The organism is Lipingzhangella rawalii (assembly GCF_031628175.1).
Classification (GTDB): Bacteria; Actinomycetota; Actinomycetes; order Streptosporangiales; family Streptosporangiaceae; genus Lipingzhangella_A; species Lipingzhangella_A rawalii.
This window is the reverse complement of record NZ_JAVLVT010000003.1, coordinates 204,181-222,546: the sequence shown is the minus strand read 5'-3', so window position 1 is coordinate 222,546 and position 18,366 is coordinate 204,181. Positions and strand designations below refer to the sequence as shown.

The following is an 18,366-nucleotide window of genomic DNA, read 5'->3' as shown; positions in this document are numbered from 1 at the left end:
GCCGTTTTCGGGAAACTCCCGCAACAGCGGGAGGTTCGAAACGTAGCTCCGGTAGGGGCGGGCTAGTAGGGCACGAGCTCAGCCTGCTCCTGGAGGAACGGAATACCCAGGAGCAGCAGGACGACTGTGACGATGATCATGACGAGGAGCATCACCAGGCCGGCCCCCAGAGCCAGCCAGGCGTACCACACGAGGTTGTCCGCCTGGGTGTAGCGGCCGCGGTCTCGCGCCATCGCCCCCCGGGCCGCCAGTACGATCCCGAGCGGTCCGAAGATCCAGTTCGCACAGCACACGAATGTGAACATGTGCAGCACCAACACCATGAAGGCGCTGCTGCCCGCGTGCGGACCGGTCGCCTCCGGATTCGAGTCCGCGGTCGTGTCGTCCGCGGGGTGCGGCCGTGGCGTGGACCGACTCCCCTGGGGCTGCCGTGTCTGCGGCTCATCACTCATGATCCCCGTCCCCTGTACCCGTCGAGATAGCGGAGGCCATCCCATCAGAATCCGCCGTGGCCGGGGTGGCATCCTGCTCGTCCACTCGGGCCGCGCCGGTAATGCGGTGGATCGCGAAGCGGTGCACCGCCGCCCGAGTCGCGTCATAGGCGGTGAGGTAGCCACCGTCGAGGCGTGCGGGTTCGATGATCCGGCTGCTGGACTGTCCCTCGGCGTCCAGATAGCCGATCCACAGGGGGACGCCACTGGCTACGGCGGCACTCAGCGTGGTGAGTGTTTCCTCGGTCGCCGCACGGGGAGGTCGGCCCGTCGGCTCGGCCACCGCGGTTCGGTGTTGGCGGGCGGCCGCATCCCCGGCATGCACCGCTCGTGCCGCAGCGGTGCACAGGTGGGTGGGCGGGCGGGTTCCGGGGACCGGTTCCCGGGGTGGGGAACCGGTTGCGACTCCCTCCGCGCGGCGGTCCTGAGCCGGTCGGATCTGGGTGCTACCGTCCGTGGCCTCGGCAACCGGGTGGTACCCCAGCTCCCGCAGCCGCTCCAGCAGGGTGGGCCGCGGTACGGAGCTCGCGACCACCGTGGGTGCCAGGCGCGCCAGGGCGAGTCCGCCCACGCGGGGATCCGCGAGCAGTTCGTCCAGGAGGAGGGGATCGTCGCACCGCAGGTAACTGGAGGCACGCCCCGCACGCAGGCGGCCGTGCCGGCGGGACACGTCCCGAACGAGGTACTCCAGGGCCTGGGGAATCGGGGTGGCCGCATGGGTGTGCAGCAGGGCCAGGACATCCTCCGCGCCCCGTCCCGCATCCAGGGCGCGGCGGAGTGAGCTTTCGGTGAACCGGTAGACGGTGCCGCCCCCGGTGGATTCGACCTCGGCGCAGAGTTCGAGTTCGCGGGCGAGATGTGGCACCAGGGGCCCGGGCGCGACCGCGGTGAGGTCCCCCTGCACGAGCACGTGTTCCACGGCTTGGGGAAGATGGGCGGCGAGCGCCTGGACGACCCGCCGGTCCACCTCCGTCTCGCCACCGGTTGGGTCTGGATCGGGAGTGGCCGGGGTGTCGGACGTGTCGCCCTCGCCGGTCCCGGCGGTGTCCGTGTGGCCGTTGCGTGCGGTCCCGGCGTCGGGCATTGGTGCGGCGCTGGCCGCCGTCGCCCGACGCTGCTCCTGCGAACCCGGTCCTTCCGGGGTCGGTGGGTCAGTCAACCCGGCCACCAGGATCCGGGCGTGGGTGGCCAGAGCACCGCGCCCGCTCAGGCCGAGCAGCGCCGCCTCCCCTCGGGCCTCGGCGCGTAACTCCACCTCGTCACTGCGGCTGCGTCGCGGGCGAAGCCAGGTGAGCCGCGCCGCCAGTGCCTCCTCCTGCGGGGCGAACCCGCCGGGGAGCTCGGCGAGCAGACGCAGTACCTCCAGCCGCGCCAACGGGGCGGCCGTGTGGTCCAGGCCGGGCCCCAGCACGCTGCGCGGCCTCCTCGTGCTCCCCGTCGAGGCGGGGGTACCGGCGCGGGAGGCAGCTCGCGGCGCCGCCAGCCAGCCCTGAATCAGGCGAAGCCACCGGTATGCCGGATCCTCCGCCCGCCAGGCGTCGAAGGCGACGGTGGGCAGCCACTCTCCACCGACACCACCCGCCGTGTTGACCAGGCCCGCGGCGTGTGCCGCCTCCAACACCACCGCGGCCGCGGTTTCCTCGGTGCCGAGGAGCCGTGCCGCCTGGCGTAGGTCCCGCACCCCCAGGCCGCCGTCCCGCAGCGCCGCGGGGGGAGTCTCCGCCCAGGAGTCCAGGAGATCCTCCAGGCCCCGCACAACCGTGAACGCCTGACCTGCGGCGATCCGGTCCACCTGCTCCATCGGGAGGCTACTGCCCGTGAGTTCGGGCGGTCCCTCGATCGGGGAGCGGCGCAGCCGTCCACCGCGGAGGATCAACGCGATCTCGCGGGGGAGGGTCACGGTGGTCTCCCCGGACGGGACCAGGACACCGTGGGCCAACAGGCTCTCGATCGGCGAGGCGGCCTCGGTGCGTGGCACGGGATGCCGGACACTGCTGATGGTCCCGCGCGGTGGCCCCCAGGTCAGCCGGTCGAGGACGGAGCGGGCCTGGGGGTCCAGCTCCTCCAGGACCGCTGACACCCGGTTGGGTTCGGCCAGCTCGTCCGCGAGTTCCGAAACATGCTCCTCGGGGGTCATCGTGGTCAAATCCAGGTCCCGCACCAGCATCCGCAGACGTTCGGGGGAACACCCCGCCAGGAGGGAACGCATCCTGGGCCCCAGACCGGCCGGTTCGGTGAGGAGCGCGTGCAGATTCGGTGTCGTGCGCAGCCGACCATCGACACTCCAGGCCAGGGCCTGGCCGGCCAGGGTTTCGAGGTACGGGTCCAGCTGTGCTACCGGGGTGCTCAGGGCCTGTGCCAGCTCTTCCCGGTTCGCTCCCGGCTCTGCCGGAGTGCGGGGATGTTCGGTGTACACGAGCACCCCTTCGAGGACCTCGAGGCTGGGCCGGTCCAGCTCGTCCAGGGCCCGGGCGAGCGCCGCCCGGGAGACGGCGCGCCGTGCGAGTGCCGCCAGGTCGCTGGGAACCGGTGTCATCAGGTCCGGCCGTGCGGAGAACAGGGCGGACAGCGTGGCCGGGTCCGCACTGCTGCGCTCCCGCAGGCAGGTGACCAGCTCGGTATCGTCCAGATCCTCGTGCATCGGTACTCACGCTAGCGAACCGGCCCCGTGGGCCGCTGCCCGGAGGCGTGGCGGCTACGCGCCTCGGAATCGTGCGCTGTCTGCGGCACCATAGGGGCATGTCGCAGCAAGCGGATCAGCTGATCCTGGACTATCTGGCCAAGATCGGAACAGAAGCGGCGCCGTACCTCACCCCGACGAAACGTCGGCACTACATCGACCAGGTGCGGGAACGGATCGACAGTCAGCTGTCCTCCGAACGTGGGGAACACGAGGTGCGGCGGGTCCTGGACCGCCTCGGCACGCCACGGGAGCTCGTGGTCCGGGAGTGCGGCGACACGGCCCACGACACCTCGAACTCGGCCGCACCGAACGGCCGCGCGACCGCGGCGGAGGGGGACGCCGCAGAGACCGATGAGGAGGCGATGACCTCACCGTCCGGGCGGCGCGATATCGGGGTGTTGGCCCGTCCCGTCCGGCTCCGACGGGCCCCACCCCCGTGGAAGGGCGGTCCCAAACGGACCACGTTCTATCGACGCGAGACCGCCAGGAGCACCGAGGACACACCCGGTGGTGCCAGTGCGCAATCCCCGAACGGGACCGCGTCCACCAGCGGAGAGCTCCCCCCATGGGAGGGGCGGAAGTGGCAGTTACATCCGGGCTTGGTGTTCGTGCGGCTGTTGTACGCCGCAAAACACTATCCCCTCGACATCGTGGCCCTGCTCGTCTATCTGATATCCGGGCTGATCAGTGCCGTGTCCTTCCTGTGGCCGATCGCCGCGGTGCAGCTGGTTCTGGGGCGGTTGTGGCATACGGCCGACCGGTGGGTGGGTGTGGGCGTGCCTCTCGTCGCGACCATGGTCGCGATGGCCCTGTGGGACAGTAGCGCCTGGGAGGAGCAGTACGGCTGGGAGCCCTACCCCGACGAGTACCTGCTGCACTCACTCCTGGACACCGGGCTACTGGGACTCCAGATCGCGACAGTGGCCTGCTTTTTCTACCTCGCCTGGCGCGCCGCACGGATCGTGCGTGCCCCGAACGCACGTGTCGACGAGGCGTCGTGACCTCGGGGCCGTGGTGTGGGGGAGCGCGTCCCATCGCGGTGTGCCCTTGACGACGGCCAACGGAGGGTGGGGGCGCGGTGATGGGGTGCCTGCGGGTGGTGTGGTTCCGGTGGGTGGTTGTCCGTGTGGGCCGTGCCGACTGCCGGCGGCGGGGCGTCAGGGTGGGTCACCGCCCGGCAAATCCTCGTAAAATGTGGGTTGACCTGCGACGTTGTCAGAATGTTGCAGCGCTTGAGGGGGTAGGTATGGTGCTGCGTTGCATTCCGTGCGCCAGCGGAAGCGCACCGTGGTTTCGGTGGGAGCCGACTGAGCCACAGCGGATCCTCGCCGGCACCGTGGACAACGGCGCCCCTGCCGCGGGCCCCGTCCCTGACTCCGCAACCGGCGGTGGACGGCGCCGTGTATGGGGGCTCGGGCTGTCCGGGCTCCCATACGTCGTCCCGGTTCCCGGCGGTGCTGACCGAAAGTGGCCGGGGGCGCGGCGGGCCGGACACAACTCTCGCGTTGCTTCCGCACCGGAAGTAGCCTGAGGCTGTCCCCGTGGGAACATGGGGGGTGGGAAGCTGTGTGGGCAGGCGCGCGACGTGTGCGGGTGACCTGCTCGCGGGCTTCCTTGATTTCTGGGTCCGATACGAGCAGCGAGGTCACACGTGCCCACCGGCAAGGTCAAGTGGTACGACGGCGACAAGGGGTTTGGATTTCTCACCCGCGATGATGGCGGTGAGGTCTTCGTGCACTCCTCTGTCCTGCCGCAGGGAACGACCAGCCTACGCTCCGGTCAACGGGTCGAGTTCAGCGTCGTCGAGGGGCGGAAGGGAGCGCAGGCTCTCCACCTCAAGCTCCTGGACAGTCCGCGGTCGGTCAGTGGTGCACAGCGCAAGAAGCCCGACGAGATGGTGATCCTGGTAGAGGATCTCATCAAGCTGCTCGAAGGGGTATCCGAGAGTTACCGGCGGGGCAAGCATCCGGATCGTCGGGAGGCGCAGAAAGTCGCTCAGGTACTGCGCGCGGTCGCCGGTGACCTGGACCCCTCCTAGGACTGTCGTGGGTGCCCCGGCCCACAGGTGGCGACCGGGTGGCGTATGCAGTGACTGCTATCAGCGAAAATGGAGCTGTGAGCCGTTCGCGTCGTAGTCCCGTAGCAGACAAGGCCTGCATGGAGGCCGTGGAGCTGGCCCGCTCCGTGGCCACGGAGATCGGCCGCCCCGAATGGGTTGGCGAGCATATCTCGGCCACGGTAGAGGGCGACCGCCTGGTCACCCACCGGTTCTCCTGCCTGGACCCGGCCTACCCGGGATGGAACTACGCGGTGACCGTCGTGCGCGCCGCCCGTGCCCGGCGGGTCACCGTCAATGAGGTTGCCCTGGTCGCGGGTACCGGTGCGCTGTTGGCGCCGAGCTGGGTGCCGTGGAAAGAGCGGTTGCTGCCCGGCGATCTCGGGGTGGGTGACATCCTGCCGGCCGCTGAGGATGACGAGCGTCTCGCGCCCGGATACGGCCAGGTCCCCCTGGAGGGTGAGCTGGCCGAGGAGGGCACGGACCGCCAGATCAGCTGGGAGCTGGGGCTGGGCCGGTCCCGGGTGTTGAGTGAGGCCGGGCGTGCCCAGGCCGCGCAGCGTTGGTATTCGGGCGAGTCCGGACCGAGTAGTGCGATCGCGGCGAGTGCGCCCGCCAACTGTGGCAGCTGCGGTTTTCTGCTGCCGCTGGCCGGCGAGATGCGCCAGATGTTCGGCGTGTGCGCCAACGAGTACGCCCCCGACGACGGCAGGGTCGTGTCTCTCGACCACGGCTGCGGGGCACATTCGGAGGTGTCCCGCCCCACCGAGCCGGAGGAAGCCCCCGCGCCGGTCATCGACGAGTTGGGTTATGACACGGTGGTCTTCGATGACACGAGCGAGCTGGAACTGGTGAGCGCCCGGGAGGGCTGACCCGGACCGCCGCGCAGGGCCAACCTCGAGAGGGCAGGGACCAGGGTGCAGAGTTCGGTATTCGATTCCACACCACAGCAGTGGCAGCCCGGAATGTTTCTTCAGAACCCGCGCATGCTGCGCGTGTGCCTCGACGGTCAGGTTCTGGCACGCCAGGGGGCGATGGCCGCCTACCAGGGCGCGGTGGACTTCGCCTACCAGGGAGCGGGCAGTGTCGGCCGGTTTATGAAGCGTGCGTTCACCAGCGAGGGGCTTCCCCTGATGCGGGTTTCTGGCCGTGGGGATGTCTACCTCGCGCGGGACGCCTGCGAGATCCACCTCATCGACCTGCGCGGCGACTCGGTCACGGTCAGCGGTGAGAACGTCCTTGCCTTTGACGCGAGTCTAGACTGGAACATCCACCGGGTCTCCGGTGCCGGAATGATGGCCGGTGGCCTGTTCGGCATGGTGATCAGTGGGTACGGGCGACTTGCTGTCGCCTGTTACGGAACGCCGGTTGCGCTGCCCGTGCGCGCGGGCCAGCCGGTGTTCGTGGACACCTCCGCCGCGGTGGCCTGGTCCACACACCTGAACACCACCGTGAACAGCACGGTCAAACTCGGATCCCTGATCGGGCGCGGCAGCGGGGAGGCGTTCCAACTGGCCCTGGACGGGGACGGATTCGCCCTGGTGCAACCCTCTGAGGGGCCGCCTGCGGCAGCAGGTTCGTCCAGCTAGGTCGCGGTGGTGGGGTGACCATGACGGTGGTCTTGCTGTAGGGCTGTCGTGGTGTCGCGTCGCGGGGCCGGGTTCGCAGCCCGGGCGCGGTTCGCCCGGCCTGATGCGTGCTCAGTGACCCCCATCAGCCTTTCCCGCCCCCCATTGCCTGGGGGCAACCCCCCAGATGCCAGCACCACCGCAACTCCACCCCGAGGGCCGATCCCATAGCCAGCACGCGCGCGGCGCATGGCCCGCCGATCGGGGGCGTTCTCTCCGTCTTCCGGACTACTCGGGGTCGAGGGCACGTTCGTCGCGCAGACGTGCGGTCGACGCCGGGTTGTGCAGGATCTCGGCGACCAGGGCTCGGCGGGGCCACGCCCCGCTGGCCCAGGCGAGCCCTCGGGCGAGCCCCTCCACGCTCTGGGCGTGCACCTGGCCGTCGACGTAACGCCAGCTGACCGGAATTTCGTCCACCCGCAGTTCGGTGTGCTGCACGTAGGTGTCGGGTGCGTCGGGTAGGAGGTCCCGTACGAGCTGCGGTACCGCGCGTTGCCGACCGTGTGAGGTCACCACCGCGGGGTGCTCTTCGCTGGCCAGGGAGAGGTCCAGGACGTCGGCCAGGTCCGTGGCCCGCTGGGCCGGAGCCAGGATGACCGCTTGCTCCGTGAGTAGCGGCAGCAGGTCCGGGGCGTCCACGACCACGAGGTCTTCGGCCTCGGCGAGCACGATCTCCGTGGTCACCCCGGAGTCGTCCACCCACAGGCCGCGGGTGTGTTCCGGCGGGTGGAGCCGGTCCGGGCTGAGCCGCGCCAGTTCCCGCCAGACGTGTTCCAACCCGTCTCGGGAGATGCTGCGGTGCGGATCGGCGAGGCGCGTCAGCAGTTCGTCGGGGCCGTCCGGTTCCGACAGTAGGTCCACGAGGCTCCCGCGCACCCCGAGTGCGGTGGCAAGTTCGGGATCGATGAGGTCGGGGGCCGGCGGATAGAGCCCTTGGAGCGCCTCGTCGGCGTCGTTACGCCGCGTGTGGACCGGGGTTCCCGACTCCAGCCGCATGTGTCGGCCCAGCCACCAGGCGGCTGGCGCGGGCACGTCCAGTGCCGGGGCGTCGGGCCGGTGGATCCGGGTTGGGGTGACGATGGCCGCCCGCGTGTCGGGCGCGGTGAGCAGGTGCAGGGCCTGGGGCCAGGCATCGGGGCGGACCAGTTCGATGTCGCGCAGGCCGATGAGTTCGCCGGCGGTGACGGCGTTCTGGCCGGTGCCGAAGCGCCCGGTGACAAACGCCGCCCACTCCTCGATCCCGTCCAGGGGAAGCTCGTGCAGCGCCTCGGGGTGATCGAGGGGCACGTCGGCCGCGCGGAAGACGGTGAAGCCGTGGGTGACTCCGACCGCGTGGAGGGCTCGGGCGCTGTACCACCCGGCCACGTCCGGGGCGAGGACCCCGAACGGGGCGTCGTCGACCAGAAGGTCCCGCAGCGGACTGTCCGGGAACAGGAGCTCGCCTGCGGGGCAGTGGTTACCCTCGTCGTCGCGGAGCGCCAGTTCGGCCAGCCACGGTTCGGTGTCCGCGGTGACGTCGGTGGCGGCCACCAGGTTCAGGACACAGTCCGCGATCGGTTCGGGGTCCTCGGCGTCCAGGGAGGATTCGACCGCAGCACGCGTCATCGGATCGGTCAGTAGGGCGGTGGGACTGGCGGGGACGGCTCCGAGCCGTTCCAGCAGGGGATCCACGGCCGCCGGGTCGACGATGCGCAGCCCCAAGGGGTTCAGGTGCTCCGGCTGGATGGTTGTGTCGGTGCTGGGGAGCAGGAGTCCGCGCGGACCCCGTACGACGCGGCCGTCGGCAAGGGGGACGGGCAGTGCCCCCAGGTCGTGCAGGTCGGCTCCCTGGTCCCCCGCGGACCGCAGTGCGGCGTAGAGGTGACGCCACCAGTCCGGTTTCGCCGTGACTTCGACCAGCGCGTCCGCGAGTTCCGCCAGGGACATGCGGCTGACACCCAGGCGGGGGAGTGCGCGGTGGTGGTTCCACAGGCCGGGCAGGAGCCCCGGCATCAGCTCCCCCAGCACGCTGGCCAGGTGTGGCCCCCCGGGCAGGGCCACGGCGTCCCGAGGACGGAGTTCCTCTGCGCGGGCGTTGCGCAAGAACGGAACCTCGGGCAGCCGCTGTTCGAGCCGACGCCGCAGCTGCGCGTCGAATTCGCCTCCGGCCGGCAGCGCCTCGGGAATCAGGTCCAACGCGGCCTCGGCGGGCAGGAGGGTGAGCAGTTCCCCGTAGGCCTCGGCGGCGCCGTCCAGCATGGCGTCTGTGGCTTCGGACATGGCGAGCTGGCGCCGGTCTGCCGCAAGGGGGAAGGTGCCGAGAAGCAGGGCCGGCAGGTGCAGCTGTGTCTCGCTCGGGGTGGGCGCGTGCACGACCCGGGCGACCTCCGCAGGCCAGTCGGCCAACCGATTCTCTTCGGTGACCGGCAGTGCCCAGGTGATGTGCCAGCCTGCCCGCTCCTGCTCCTCGCGGGGACGTTGTGCCAGCGCAGCGTCGCTGTGGATGCCGTCCCTGTTGACCAGGAGCCACTCCGTGGACTGTGTCGCGGGCTCCCCGGCCGATGCTGTGCCGCTGGCGCGCACGTGGGTGCGTTGGCGGGCCGTGCGCGACGGGATACTGTCCCGGCTCAGCTCGCGGGTGAACTCGGGAGTTTCGATCCGGATTTCGGCGAGGTCCGGCAGCGCCAGCAGCAACGCGGGTGTGGCCGTGCGGAGCTCCTCGGCGATTCGTTCCCGAGTCGCCTCCTGGGATGCGGGCGTTGTGGTGCTCGGCGTGTCCCCCGTGGCCCGTAGCGTGATGCGCACTTCGGTGGTGAAGCCGTCCGGGGGGAGCCCCTGGTCCGGGTAGGGCAGACGCAGCAGCGGAACGGCCCCGTCGCGCCGGTCCAGCTCTGTGGCCAGGCCCGTCGACGTGGCGGCGTGCTGGCGGACCTCCGCTGTGGCCCATTCCCGGTCCCAGGTGACCGTCCCGGAACGGGAAGCGATCGTGACCCGCTGTGCCACGGGCACCACAGCAGCGAATCCGGTACCGAACCGGCCCACGGTGGCAGGGGTGTCGGGCGCTGATCGTTTGGCGGAAGCGCGCAGCGTCGCAAGCGATTCCACACCCGCAGCGGTCAGCTCCACCCCGGTGTTGGCGGCACGCAGTTCCCCCTCAGCCAGCCACAGGTGTAGCCGCCCCGGTTGGCCGGCCATGCGCGCGGCGTCCGCGGCGTTCTGTGCCAGCTCGACCAGGAGTCGATCCCGGTAGCCGTCCAGGGCGAAGTCATCCTCGAGGTTCGCGTCCGCTCGGAACCGGGCGGGCGAGTCCGCCCAGGCGCTCAGCACCCGGCGTCGGAGTTCCGCTGTGTCGAAGGGGTCTGCTGTGTGCAACGATGCGGCTCCTTGCCGATTGTGCTGGCCCGAAAGGCGGCCGGGTCCCGCTCAGCGTGCGACCCGGAAGAAGCCCTCGGTGATGAGCCCGCGCAGGGTCTCGGGTGTGGACTCCCGCAGCGCGGAGGCCTCCTGCCCGGTCAGCTCGGCGATTGCGTCCAGCAGTGGCCCCACCGGCATGGTGCCGTCACAGACTCCGGCGAGCGCCGCCTCGACGGTACCGACCTGGGCCGCGCGGCGTAGGCCACCGCGTTGTCGCAGCAGGATCTGTTCCGGATCGGCGGCGCCGGGCACCCCCACTCGTTCCTCGACGACGCCCGGCGCGAGTGCGACATGCGCCGACAGCAGCGCGGCGTCGGTGAGCCGGTGCGCGGTCATCGCCCCGTCCACCACGTCGGGCAGGTAGTGGCCAACAGGCTGCTCCACGTCGTGGCGCAGTTCTTCGATCCGCACGGTGGCGTCCGCCGCCGAGTCCTTGCGCAGGGAGATCCAGCCGTAGCCGATGCCTTTGACTCCCCGGCGTTCGAAGTAGTCCAGCCAGGCGTCGTAGCGGCGGGTGTACTCGGGGGTGCCGACCTCGCACGAGTCCCGGAGCCACAGTTCCACATACTCTGCGGGGTCTTGGACGTCGCGCTGGACCACCCATCCCGAGCAGGCGGTTCCGGAGACCCAGTCGCCAACCCGGTCCCGCCAGTCCTCCCCGTCGACGTGCAGCCAGTTCGCCAGTAGTTGGCACCAGCCGCCGTCGGTGAGGTGCGCTGGGGCCGAACGCACGATCTGGGCGCACACCTCGTCGCCGGGCAGATCCGACTCGCGGTAGCTGTAGTGCGCGCGCTCCGGCGTGATCACGAACGGGGGGTTGGCCGCGATCAGATCGAACTGTTCCGCGGCCACGGGTTCGTACAGCGATCCGGCGCGGGTATGAGCCCGGTCGACGCCGGAGAGGGCGAAGGTCCATTCGGCCAGGCGCAGCGCCCGCTTGTTGACGTCGGTGGCACACACCTGCCCGGCACGCTCGGCCAGGTGTAGCGCCTGGACCCCGCATCCGGTCCCGAGGTCGAGTGCTCGGTCCACCGGCCCCGGGACCAGCAGGTCCCGAAGGGAGGCCGAGGCGGCCCCGGCCCGCACCACATGGTCGGGCCCGGGGGGTGCCTGTCCCGGACGTGCGGAATGGTCGGCGACGACGAAAGCGGGTCGGCCGTCCGTGGTGTCCCAGGGAATCAGTTGCAGGGTGGCCCGGATCGTGTCGCCACTCGAATCGGGGCGGATCAGACCGGCGTCGGTGAGTTCGTCGAGCGGTAGGGCCGTGCGGAGTGGGCCGGCCGGCACCGACTCCCCGAGCCACCACAGACGTAACAGCAGCCCCAGTGGTTCCTCGCCTCCCGTGGCCCGGAGGGCGGGAACCAGCTCGTCTCGTGCGAGGGCCCGGGCGGCGGTGCTGCCCAGCCGGTCCCGGATGCCGGTACTTGTGTAGTCGATGTCGAGCAGCGCGTTGCGGAGGCGTTCGGCCACGGCGGGCACTGCTGGGCCGGGGATGTCAGACACCCTCCCATTATCGGATACGTGGTCGAACGACGCGCCCGTCGGCTCACTCCCCGCGATGCGGGGGTTGCTCGCCGCTGGTCTCGGGGGCGGCACCGGTCGTGGTCCCGGTATCACTGGAACCGGGGGCGGCGTCTGTGCCCGGGGACGACGGCGCCGTGCGCGTGGTGGACGCATTGTGGCTGTGGTCGGTTCCGGGATCCGCGGCGTCGGGTGCGGTCTCGGATTCGGGATCGGTCTGAGCGCTGGCCGGGTCCTGGCCGTCGGTCTGGGAGGAGCCGGCCCCGTCCGGGGCGGGGCTGTCGCCGCGGCGTTGTATGTGGGGAATGTAGGCCAAGGCGAACAGGCCCAGGGCCAGGCCGGTCAGGCACACACCGATCCACCACCGGTCCTCGCGTGGCAGGGAGTCGCCCATGGCCAGCAGGATGACCAGGGCGATTGCCCAGGCCACTGAGCCGAGGGCCGCGGGGATCCGGTGGTCGCCCTCGAATGCTGCTGGGTCCGGCTGACGTGGTCTAGGCACGTTCTCAGGCTAGACGATGCGTGCGCGCCCACGCCGCGCGGCACTTCTGGTCGGATGATCGGAGCCCAGGTCACGCGGGGGTCACGCTCACTGTGGCGCGGCTAGCCTGTTCCCGTACTTCCACTCGAACACGTTTGGGTCATCGTCGTGCAAGAGTCTCCATCCCGTAATAGCCGGATTACCCGCGGGATCGACCGCTACTTTGAGGTTTCGGCGCGCAAGTCCACTTTCGGCCGGGAGGTCCGGGGTGGGCTCGCAATGTTCTTCGCCATGGCCTACATCGTGGTGCTCAACCCGCTGATCATCGGCACCGCGACCGACATCGACGGGAACCTGCCCGGTGGGCTGGCCAACACCGAGCAGAACATCGGGATCGCGATCGGCATGGTCGCCGCCGTGACCGCGCTCGTTGCGGGTGTGGTCAGCATCCTGATGGGAGCGGTCGGCAAGTATCCCTTCGCGCTCGCCGCCGGGATGGGGCTGAACGTGGTCGTGGCCCACTCGCTGGCGCCGGAGATGACCTGGGCTGATGCCATGGGTCTGGTGGTGCTGGAGGGCATCATCCTGCTGGTTCTGGTCCTGACCGGGTTTCGCACCGCCGTGTTCCGGGCTATCCCCAGCGATCTGAAGACGGCCATCGCGGTGGGACTGGGCCTGTTCCTGACCCTGGTCGGTTTCGTGAACGCCGGATTTATTCGACGCGTGCCGGACGCGGCCGACACCACGGTGCCGGTACAGCTCGGCGACGGACAGCTACATGGCTGGCCCATTCTCGTGTTCGTGCTCGGGCTGGCCCTGACCATCGTGCTGCTGGTGCGGGGAGTGCGTGGGGCGCTGTTGATCGGGATCGTCGTGGCGACGGCGGTGGCGGTCCTGGTGGAAACCGTGGCACAGGTGGGTCCCGGTGGCGAGGATCACCCCTACGGCTGGGCGCTGAACGTCCCCCAACTGCCGACCTCGGTCAGTGACGTGATGGCGGTACCCGACCTGAGCCTATTGGGGCAGTTCCACCTGTTCGGCAGCATCGAACACGTCGGGGTGGTCGCCCTGGTCCTGTTGGTGTTCACCCTTCTGCTCGCCGACTTCTTCGACACCATGGGTACGTCCGTGGGCGTGGCGGGACAGGCCGGGATGCTGGACTCCGAGGGGCAGCTGCCCCGGGCTCGCGAGGTACTCGTGGTGGATTCCATCGGAACGATCTTCGGTGGGGCTGCCTCCGCGTCCATCAACACGGTCTACGCCGAGTCGGCGGCCGCCACTGGCGAGGGCGCCAGGACCGGGATCGCTGCGATCGTGACCGGGGGGTTGTTCCTGCTCGCCCTGCCTTTCGCCCCCCTGGTCGGTATCGTTCCGTTCGAGGCGGCGACTCCGGTACTGATCGTGGTCGGGTTCCTGATGATGACCCAGGTGACGAAGATCAACTTCTCGGACTACGGTCTGGCGATCCCGGCGTTTCTGACGATCGTGGTGATGCCGTTCACCTACTCCATCGCCGACGGAATCGGTGCCGGATTCATCAGCTACGTCTTGATCCGGACCGCACAGGGCCGGTTCCGGGAGGTCCATCCCCTGCTGTGGGTGGTCTCCGCGGCCTTCCTCGTGTTCTTCGCCCTCGGGCCCATCGAGTCCCTGCTGGGGCTGCGCTAGGCCGGGGGCCGGTGCTTCGGACTGGAGGAATCCGGCCACACCGGATACCGTTAGCAAAAGTAATGAGTGATGCTAATGAGTGCGCCGCAACCACCCCCACAGACCAGGACGGACGCCGGACTGGCGGCGACTCTGCGCGTGACGATCGGGCGCCTCGCACGCCGGCTTCGCCACCAGCGCACCGACGCGTCACTGTCGCTGGGCCAGAGCGCGGCCCTGGTCACGCTGGACCGGCACGGTCAGCTCACTCCCGGGGAGCTCGCGGAACACGAGAAGATGCAGCCCCCGTCGATGACGAGGATCATCACCGCCCTGGAGACGCGGGGACTGGTGCGCCGGACCCGACATCCCAGCGACGGCCGGCAGCAGCTGGTGGAACCGACCCCGGAGGGACGGCAGCTGGTGGAACAGGACCGGCGCCGACGCGAGGCGTGGTTGGCCCGGCGCCTCGCGGAACTGACCCCGGAGGAGAAGTCGACCCTGCGCCGGGCGGCGACGATTCTGGACCGGCTGAGCCAGACCTAGCAGACCCCGGTTCCCAGCCCGAACCACGGCGTGGCGGCTTCTCCTGGCCGCCCATGTTCCGCTCCCTGGCGATCCGCAACTACCGGCTGTTCGCCATGGGCCAGGTGGTCTCCAACACCGGAACCTGGATGCAGCGTATTGCCCAGGACTGGCTGGTGCTCCAGCTCAGCGGCGGCAGCGGGATCGCGCTCGGCATCACCACCATGCTCCAGTTCCTGCCCACCCTGATCCTGGGGCTGTGGGGCGGGGCCCTGGTGGACCGAGTCAATAAGCGCCGGCTGCTCATCGCGACCCAGGCCAGCATGGGCGTGCTGGCTCTGGGGCTGGGGGTGCTCGCCACCGCCGGAACGGCCGAGGTTTGGCACGTGTACCTGTTCGCGCTCGGGCTGGGACTCGTCACCGTGGTGGACACCCCCGCCCGCCAGACCTTCGTGGTGGAGATGGTGGGCAAGCGGGACCTACCCAACGCCATCGGTCTGAACAGCGCCAGCTTCCAGCTGGGGCGGGTCACGGGTCCGGCACTCGCGGGCGTGCTGGTGGCAGCGATCGGCAGCGGGCCCGTTTTTCTCGTGAACGCGCTGTCCTTCCTCGCCGTCCTCAGTGGGCTATGGCTGATGCGGACCCGCGAACTGCATGTCACCGAGCCCTCCGCCGCGGGTGAGGGACGGGTGGTGGACGGTCTACGCTATCTGCGCGGGCGCGCCGACCTCATGCTGCTGCTCACCATGACGGCGTTTCTGTCCATGTTCGGAACGAACATCCAGAACCAGATGGCACTCATGGTGAACAACGTCTACGCGGCCGGTGCCGACGCCTTCGGTATCGCCGGAACAGCTATCGCGGTGGGCTCCCTGGCCGGGGCGCTGCTGGCCGCCCGCCGGGACCGGCCCCGACTGCGACTGATCCTCCTCTCCGGGGTCGCCTTCGCCCTGTTGGAGATCCTGCTCGGCATAGCTCCGGACTACATTTCCTTCCTGGTGGTCCTGGTCCCCATGGGAGTGGCCTTCCTCACCCTCAACACCGCCATGAACGCCTACCTCCAGCTGACTGTCGATCCGCAGCTCCGCGGCCGCGTGATGAGCCTGTACCTGCTGTTCTTCCTCGGCATGGCACCGGTCGGTGCCCCGCTCGTGGGGTGGCTCGCCGACGCCTTCGGCCCGCGGGTCAGCCTCATGGTCGGCGGAGTGGTATCGCTGGTGGTCACCCTGCTGGTCGCCATCGCCCTGTTCCGGCATCTGGGTCTGAGGTTTCGGCCGGTACCGCGCTGGCCGGGGCTGACCGTGGCACGCACCCGGGACGAACCGACAGCATGACCTCCATGCGCATGTTCCTGGCCCTCGTCCCACCCCCCAAGGCGCTGCACGCTGTCGAGCGGGCGATACACCCCCTGCGGCAGCAGCGTCCCCAGCTGCGCTGGGCCGCCCCGGCCACCTGGCATCTCACCCTGGTGTTTCTGGGGAACGTCACCGAGACACAGTGTGACCAGCTCCGCCGGGCGCTTCCCCAGCAGCTGGCTGGACACGCCCCGCTGTCCCTCGCCGTTCACGGTGCGGGCGTGTTCCCGGCCGCCGTGGAGCGGGCCCGGGTGCTGTGGCTGGGTGTGCGCGGAGACACCGAGGCCCTGGAGCGGCTTGTCGACGCGCTACGGGATGCCGCCCAGACCAGTGACATCGCGGTGCAGAACCGGAAATACCATCCGCACCTGACCGTGGCCCGCAGTCGCCGGCCCACGGACATGCGCGGAGCGCTCGCTGGCCTGGACACCGTGGCCGGGGACAGCTGGACCGCCACCGAGGTGCGGCTGCTGCACAGCACGCTCGGTCCGCGGGGACCGCACTACCGGACCGTGTCCTCCTGGGCGCTAACCTGAGGTCATGAGCATGCTCACCAACAACCGCAAGCAGCGCTGGCTGCTACCGACGGTCCTGGGTGCGATCATGCTCCTCGTCGTGCTCGGCGCGGTGTTCGGATAGTCGTCCGGGCCGATACGTTCAGGCCGGGGCGGGGATGCGGGACACGGCCGCCCGCACCAGCTCGGCGTTGTCGCGGGCCTGGGCCCCATCCGGCCCCACGAGCGTGTCCTCCAACCCGATCCGGATGTCATAGCCGGCTTCCAGGGCCTGGTCCAGCAGTGGCCAGGCGGTGTCCCCGGTGCCGTGCAGCATCCGCGGGACCGTGACCTTGCCCCGGTCCAGGACCTGCTCCATCCGCTGCACCGTGCGTTGTGCCTCGTCCAACCGCGCTTCCTGCGGGCACAGCACCACGGCATCCACGTCCACCCCGGTGCGGGTCAGGATCCGCGCGGCGTCCACCGTGCACAGCACGGCCCGGACCCGGATCCTGCGGTCCACCAGGAGCCGTACCACCTCCACCGAGCCCGGCTCGTGCAGACTCACCGTGGCCGCGTCGGGCAGCTGGCCCCACCGCCCCACCAGGTCGTAGCGCCGCCACGAGTCGGGTTCGGCCGCCAGTGAGGTGGTGATTTCCACGGGCACCTCCGGTACGGCTGCCCGGACCTGCTCCAGGGTGGGGGTGAGGGCCTGCGGTTCCAGCGCCTGCTCGCCCCGGGCGTCCCGCGGATGCAGGTGGATCTCACTCGCCCCGGCCGCTGCGGCGGCGTGGGCGTCCGCGGCCAGCTGCCCCGCCGACAGCGGGAGCGCAGGGTGTGCGCCGGGGCGCAACGTGCCGTTCAGGCAGGCGACTATCCTCATGGCCTGGGTCCCTTCACGTGACGTGCTGGGCGGAAACATGCCCAGGTACGGGGAAGAATACGCAGGCAGGCTGGGGAACTGAACGATGCCGAGTATGCGCGGTAGCATCCGTGGGCTCCTGCTCGGGGTGCTGCTGCTCCCCGCCCTGCTGGGGGCCGCACCCGTCGAGCCACCGGGGGAGGGGGACACGAGCGCCGGTGCTCCCCCCGGGGCGGAAGTCGCCTTCGAACTCCAGGATCCACGGATCGACGAGTCCAGCGGTATGGCCGTCTCCCAGCTACACGACGACATCTACTACACCCACAACGACAGCGGGCCGGACATGACCCCGGACGTGTTCGCCGTCAACTCCTCCGGGGAGACCGTGGCCACCCTGCGGATTGCCGGCCCCGGGGTGGAGGCTCGCGACTGGGAGGGCATGGCCATCGGGGAGGGCCCGGACGGGCAGCCCGCCATGTTCGTGGGCGACATCGGAGACAACTTCGACGGACGCTGGCCCACCATCCGGGTCTACCGCGTGCCGGAACCCACCGAGCTCACTGACCAAACCCTGCACGCGACCACCTACACGTTCACCTACGACGATGGAGGGCGCGACGCCGAGGGGCTCATGATCGACCCACGGGACAACCGGCTGTACATCACCAGCAAGGAAGCGGGCGGAGGTGTATACGCCGCCCCGGAGGAACTGTCCGCGGAGGGCACGAACGAGCTCACCCGGGTGGGGCCAGCGCCGCTGTTCGCGACCGGGGCCAGCTTCGCCCCGGACGGGCGCACCTACATCGTGCGCACCTACTGGAACGCGACCGTGTACGACGCCACCGACGGGGTGCCCGGGGAGGCCACCGCACGGCTGAACCTGCCCAACCAGGAGCAGGGCGAGGCGATTGCCCACACCCCGGACGGCTCAGCGGTCTATGTGAGTTCCGAGGGGCAGCACACCCCGGTGTGGCGCCTGGAACTCACCGAGGAGCAGGGCGCACCTGAGCCGGAGCCGCAGGAGGACACCGATTCGGGGGAGGAGCCGCCCGAGGCGGACGCCGGCCCGGCCACGGATGAGCAGGAAGCGGGCCTGTTGGGCGGTGCCACCTGGGGCATCCTGCTGGGTGGGGTGGTGGCAACGGCTGCGATCGGCGGGATCGTGCTCGCGGCGCGGCGTGCCTGAGCTACTCGCACTCCGCGGGTGGGGGAAGGCGCTGCTGTCCAGCT

Annotated in this window: 15 protein-coding genes; 9 read left to right on the top strand and 6 right to left on the bottom strand. The window is 70.1% G+C overall.

Features of this window, described 5'->3' with window-relative positions; all coding sequences use genetic code 11:
• Window positions 1-62 precede the first annotated feature (62 nt).
• Together RIF23_RS07795 and RIF23_RS07790 are read right to left on the bottom strand one after the other, a co-directional pair.
• On the bottom strand, window positions 63-452 hold the full coding sequence (locus RIF23_RS07795) for a hypothetical protein (RefSeq protein WP_310911733.1): 390 nt from the start codon (window positions 450-452) through the stop codon (window positions 63-65).
• On the bottom strand, window positions 445-3,132 hold the full coding sequence (locus RIF23_RS07790) for a helicase-associated domain-containing protein (RefSeq protein WP_310911732.1): 2,688 nt from the start codon (window positions 3,130-3,132) through the stop codon (window positions 445-447). Before RIF23_RS07790 ends, RIF23_RS07795 begins: the two co-directional genes overlap by 8 nt.
• A gap of 98 nt (window positions 3,133-3,230) precedes the next feature.
• Here RIF23_RS07790 and RIF23_RS07785 point away from each other — a divergent pair, with 98 nt between their 5' ends.
• The 4 genes from RIF23_RS07785 to RIF23_RS07770 all read left to right on the top strand — a co-directional run bounded on the left by RIF23_RS07785 (window position 3,231) and on the right by RIF23_RS07770 (window position 6,819).
• On the top strand, window positions 3,231-4,175 hold the full coding sequence (locus RIF23_RS07785; RefSeq protein ID WP_310911731.1) for a hypothetical protein: 945 nt from the start codon (window positions 3,231-3,233) through the stop codon (window positions 4,173-4,175).
• Window positions 4,176-4,825: 650 nt separating this feature from the next.
• Complete coding sequence (locus tag RIF23_RS07780; RefSeq protein WP_310911730.1) at window positions 4,826-5,212, top strand: cold-shock protein; 387 nt, start codon at window positions 4,826-4,828, stop codon at window positions 5,210-5,212.
• Between the two features lie 128 nt (window positions 5,213-5,340).
• Window positions 5,341-6,102 (top strand): DUF3027 domain-containing protein, encoded by a 762-nt coding sequence (locus RIF23_RS07775; RefSeq protein WP_310912090.1) that lies wholly within the window; start codon window positions 5,341-5,343, stop codon window positions 6,100-6,102.
• 93 nt (window positions 6,103-6,195) lie between these two features.
• Window positions 6,196-6,819, top strand: a complete 624-nt coding sequence (locus tag RIF23_RS07770; protein WP_310911729.1) for an AIM24 family protein — start codon at window positions 6,196-6,198, stop codon at window positions 6,817-6,819.
• Window positions 6,820-7,086: 267 nt separating this feature from the next.
• Here the strand turns inward: RIF23_RS07770 and RIF23_RS07765 are convergent, their stop codons facing one another.
• The 3 genes from RIF23_RS07765 to RIF23_RS07755 form a co-directional block, all read right to left on the bottom strand.
• Window positions 7,087-10,209: a sacsin N-terminal ATP-binding-like domain-containing protein gene (locus tag RIF23_RS07765; protein ID WP_310911728.1), complete on the bottom strand. Its 3,123-nt coding sequence runs from the start codon at window positions 10,207-10,209 to the stop codon at window positions 7,087-7,089.
• Window positions 10,210-10,260: 51 nt separating this feature from the next.
• On the bottom strand, window positions 10,261-11,730 hold the full coding sequence (locus RIF23_RS07760) for a class I SAM-dependent methyltransferase (protein WP_310912089.1): 1,470 nt from the start codon (window positions 11,728-11,730) through the stop codon (window positions 10,261-10,263).
• 67 nt (window positions 11,731-11,797) lie between these two features.
• Window positions 11,798-12,274, bottom strand: a complete 477-nt coding sequence (locus RIF23_RS07755) for a DUF2530 domain-containing protein (RefSeq protein ID WP_310911727.1) — start codon at window positions 12,272-12,274, stop codon at window positions 11,798-11,800.
• A 147-nt stretch (window positions 12,275-12,421) separates the two neighbouring features.
• Here RIF23_RS07755 and RIF23_RS07750 point away from each other — a divergent pair, with 147 nt between their 5' ends.
• From RIF23_RS07750 to thpR, 4 genes are all read left to right on the top strand, one after another.
• Window positions 12,422-13,921 carry an NCS2 family permease gene (locus tag RIF23_RS07750; protein ID WP_310911726.1) on the top strand — a complete coding sequence of 500 codons (1,500 nt, stop codon included), beginning with the start codon at window positions 12,422-12,424 and terminating at the stop codon, window positions 13,919-13,921.
• A 69-nt stretch (window positions 13,922-13,990) separates the two neighbouring features.
• A complete protein-coding gene (locus tag RIF23_RS07745) occupies window positions 13,991-14,446 on the top strand; it encodes a MarR family winged helix-turn-helix transcriptional regulator (RefSeq protein ID WP_310911725.1) in 456 nt (151 codons plus the stop codon).
• Between the two features lie 53 nt (window positions 14,447-14,499).
• On the top strand, window positions 14,500-15,759 hold the full coding sequence (locus RIF23_RS07740) for an MFS transporter (protein ID WP_310911724.1): 1,260 nt from the start codon (window positions 14,500-14,502) through the stop codon (window positions 15,757-15,759).
• On the top strand, window positions 15,756-16,316 hold the full coding sequence (thpR, locus tag RIF23_RS07735) for an RNA 2',3'-cyclic phosphodiesterase (RefSeq protein WP_310911723.1): 561 nt from the start codon (window positions 15,756-15,758) through the stop codon (window positions 16,314-16,316). The genes RIF23_RS07740 and thpR overlap by 4 nt, the downstream gene beginning before the upstream one ends.
• Before the next feature lie 121 nt (window positions 16,317-16,437).
• Here the strand turns inward: thpR and RIF23_RS07730 are convergent, their stop codons facing one another.
• On the bottom strand, window positions 16,438-17,157 hold the full coding sequence (locus RIF23_RS07730; protein WP_310911722.1) for a 3-keto-5-aminohexanoate cleavage protein: 720 nt from the start codon (window positions 17,155-17,157) through the stop codon (window positions 16,438-16,440).
• A 94-nt stretch (window positions 17,158-17,251) separates the two neighbouring features.
• Here RIF23_RS07730 and RIF23_RS07725 point away from each other — a divergent pair, with 94 nt between their 5' ends.
• Window positions 17,252-18,322: a hypothetical protein gene (locus RIF23_RS07725; RefSeq protein ID WP_310911721.1), complete on the top strand. Its 1,071-nt coding sequence runs from the start codon at window positions 17,252-17,254 to the stop codon at window positions 18,320-18,322.
• Window positions 18,323-18,366 lie beyond the last annotated feature (44 nt).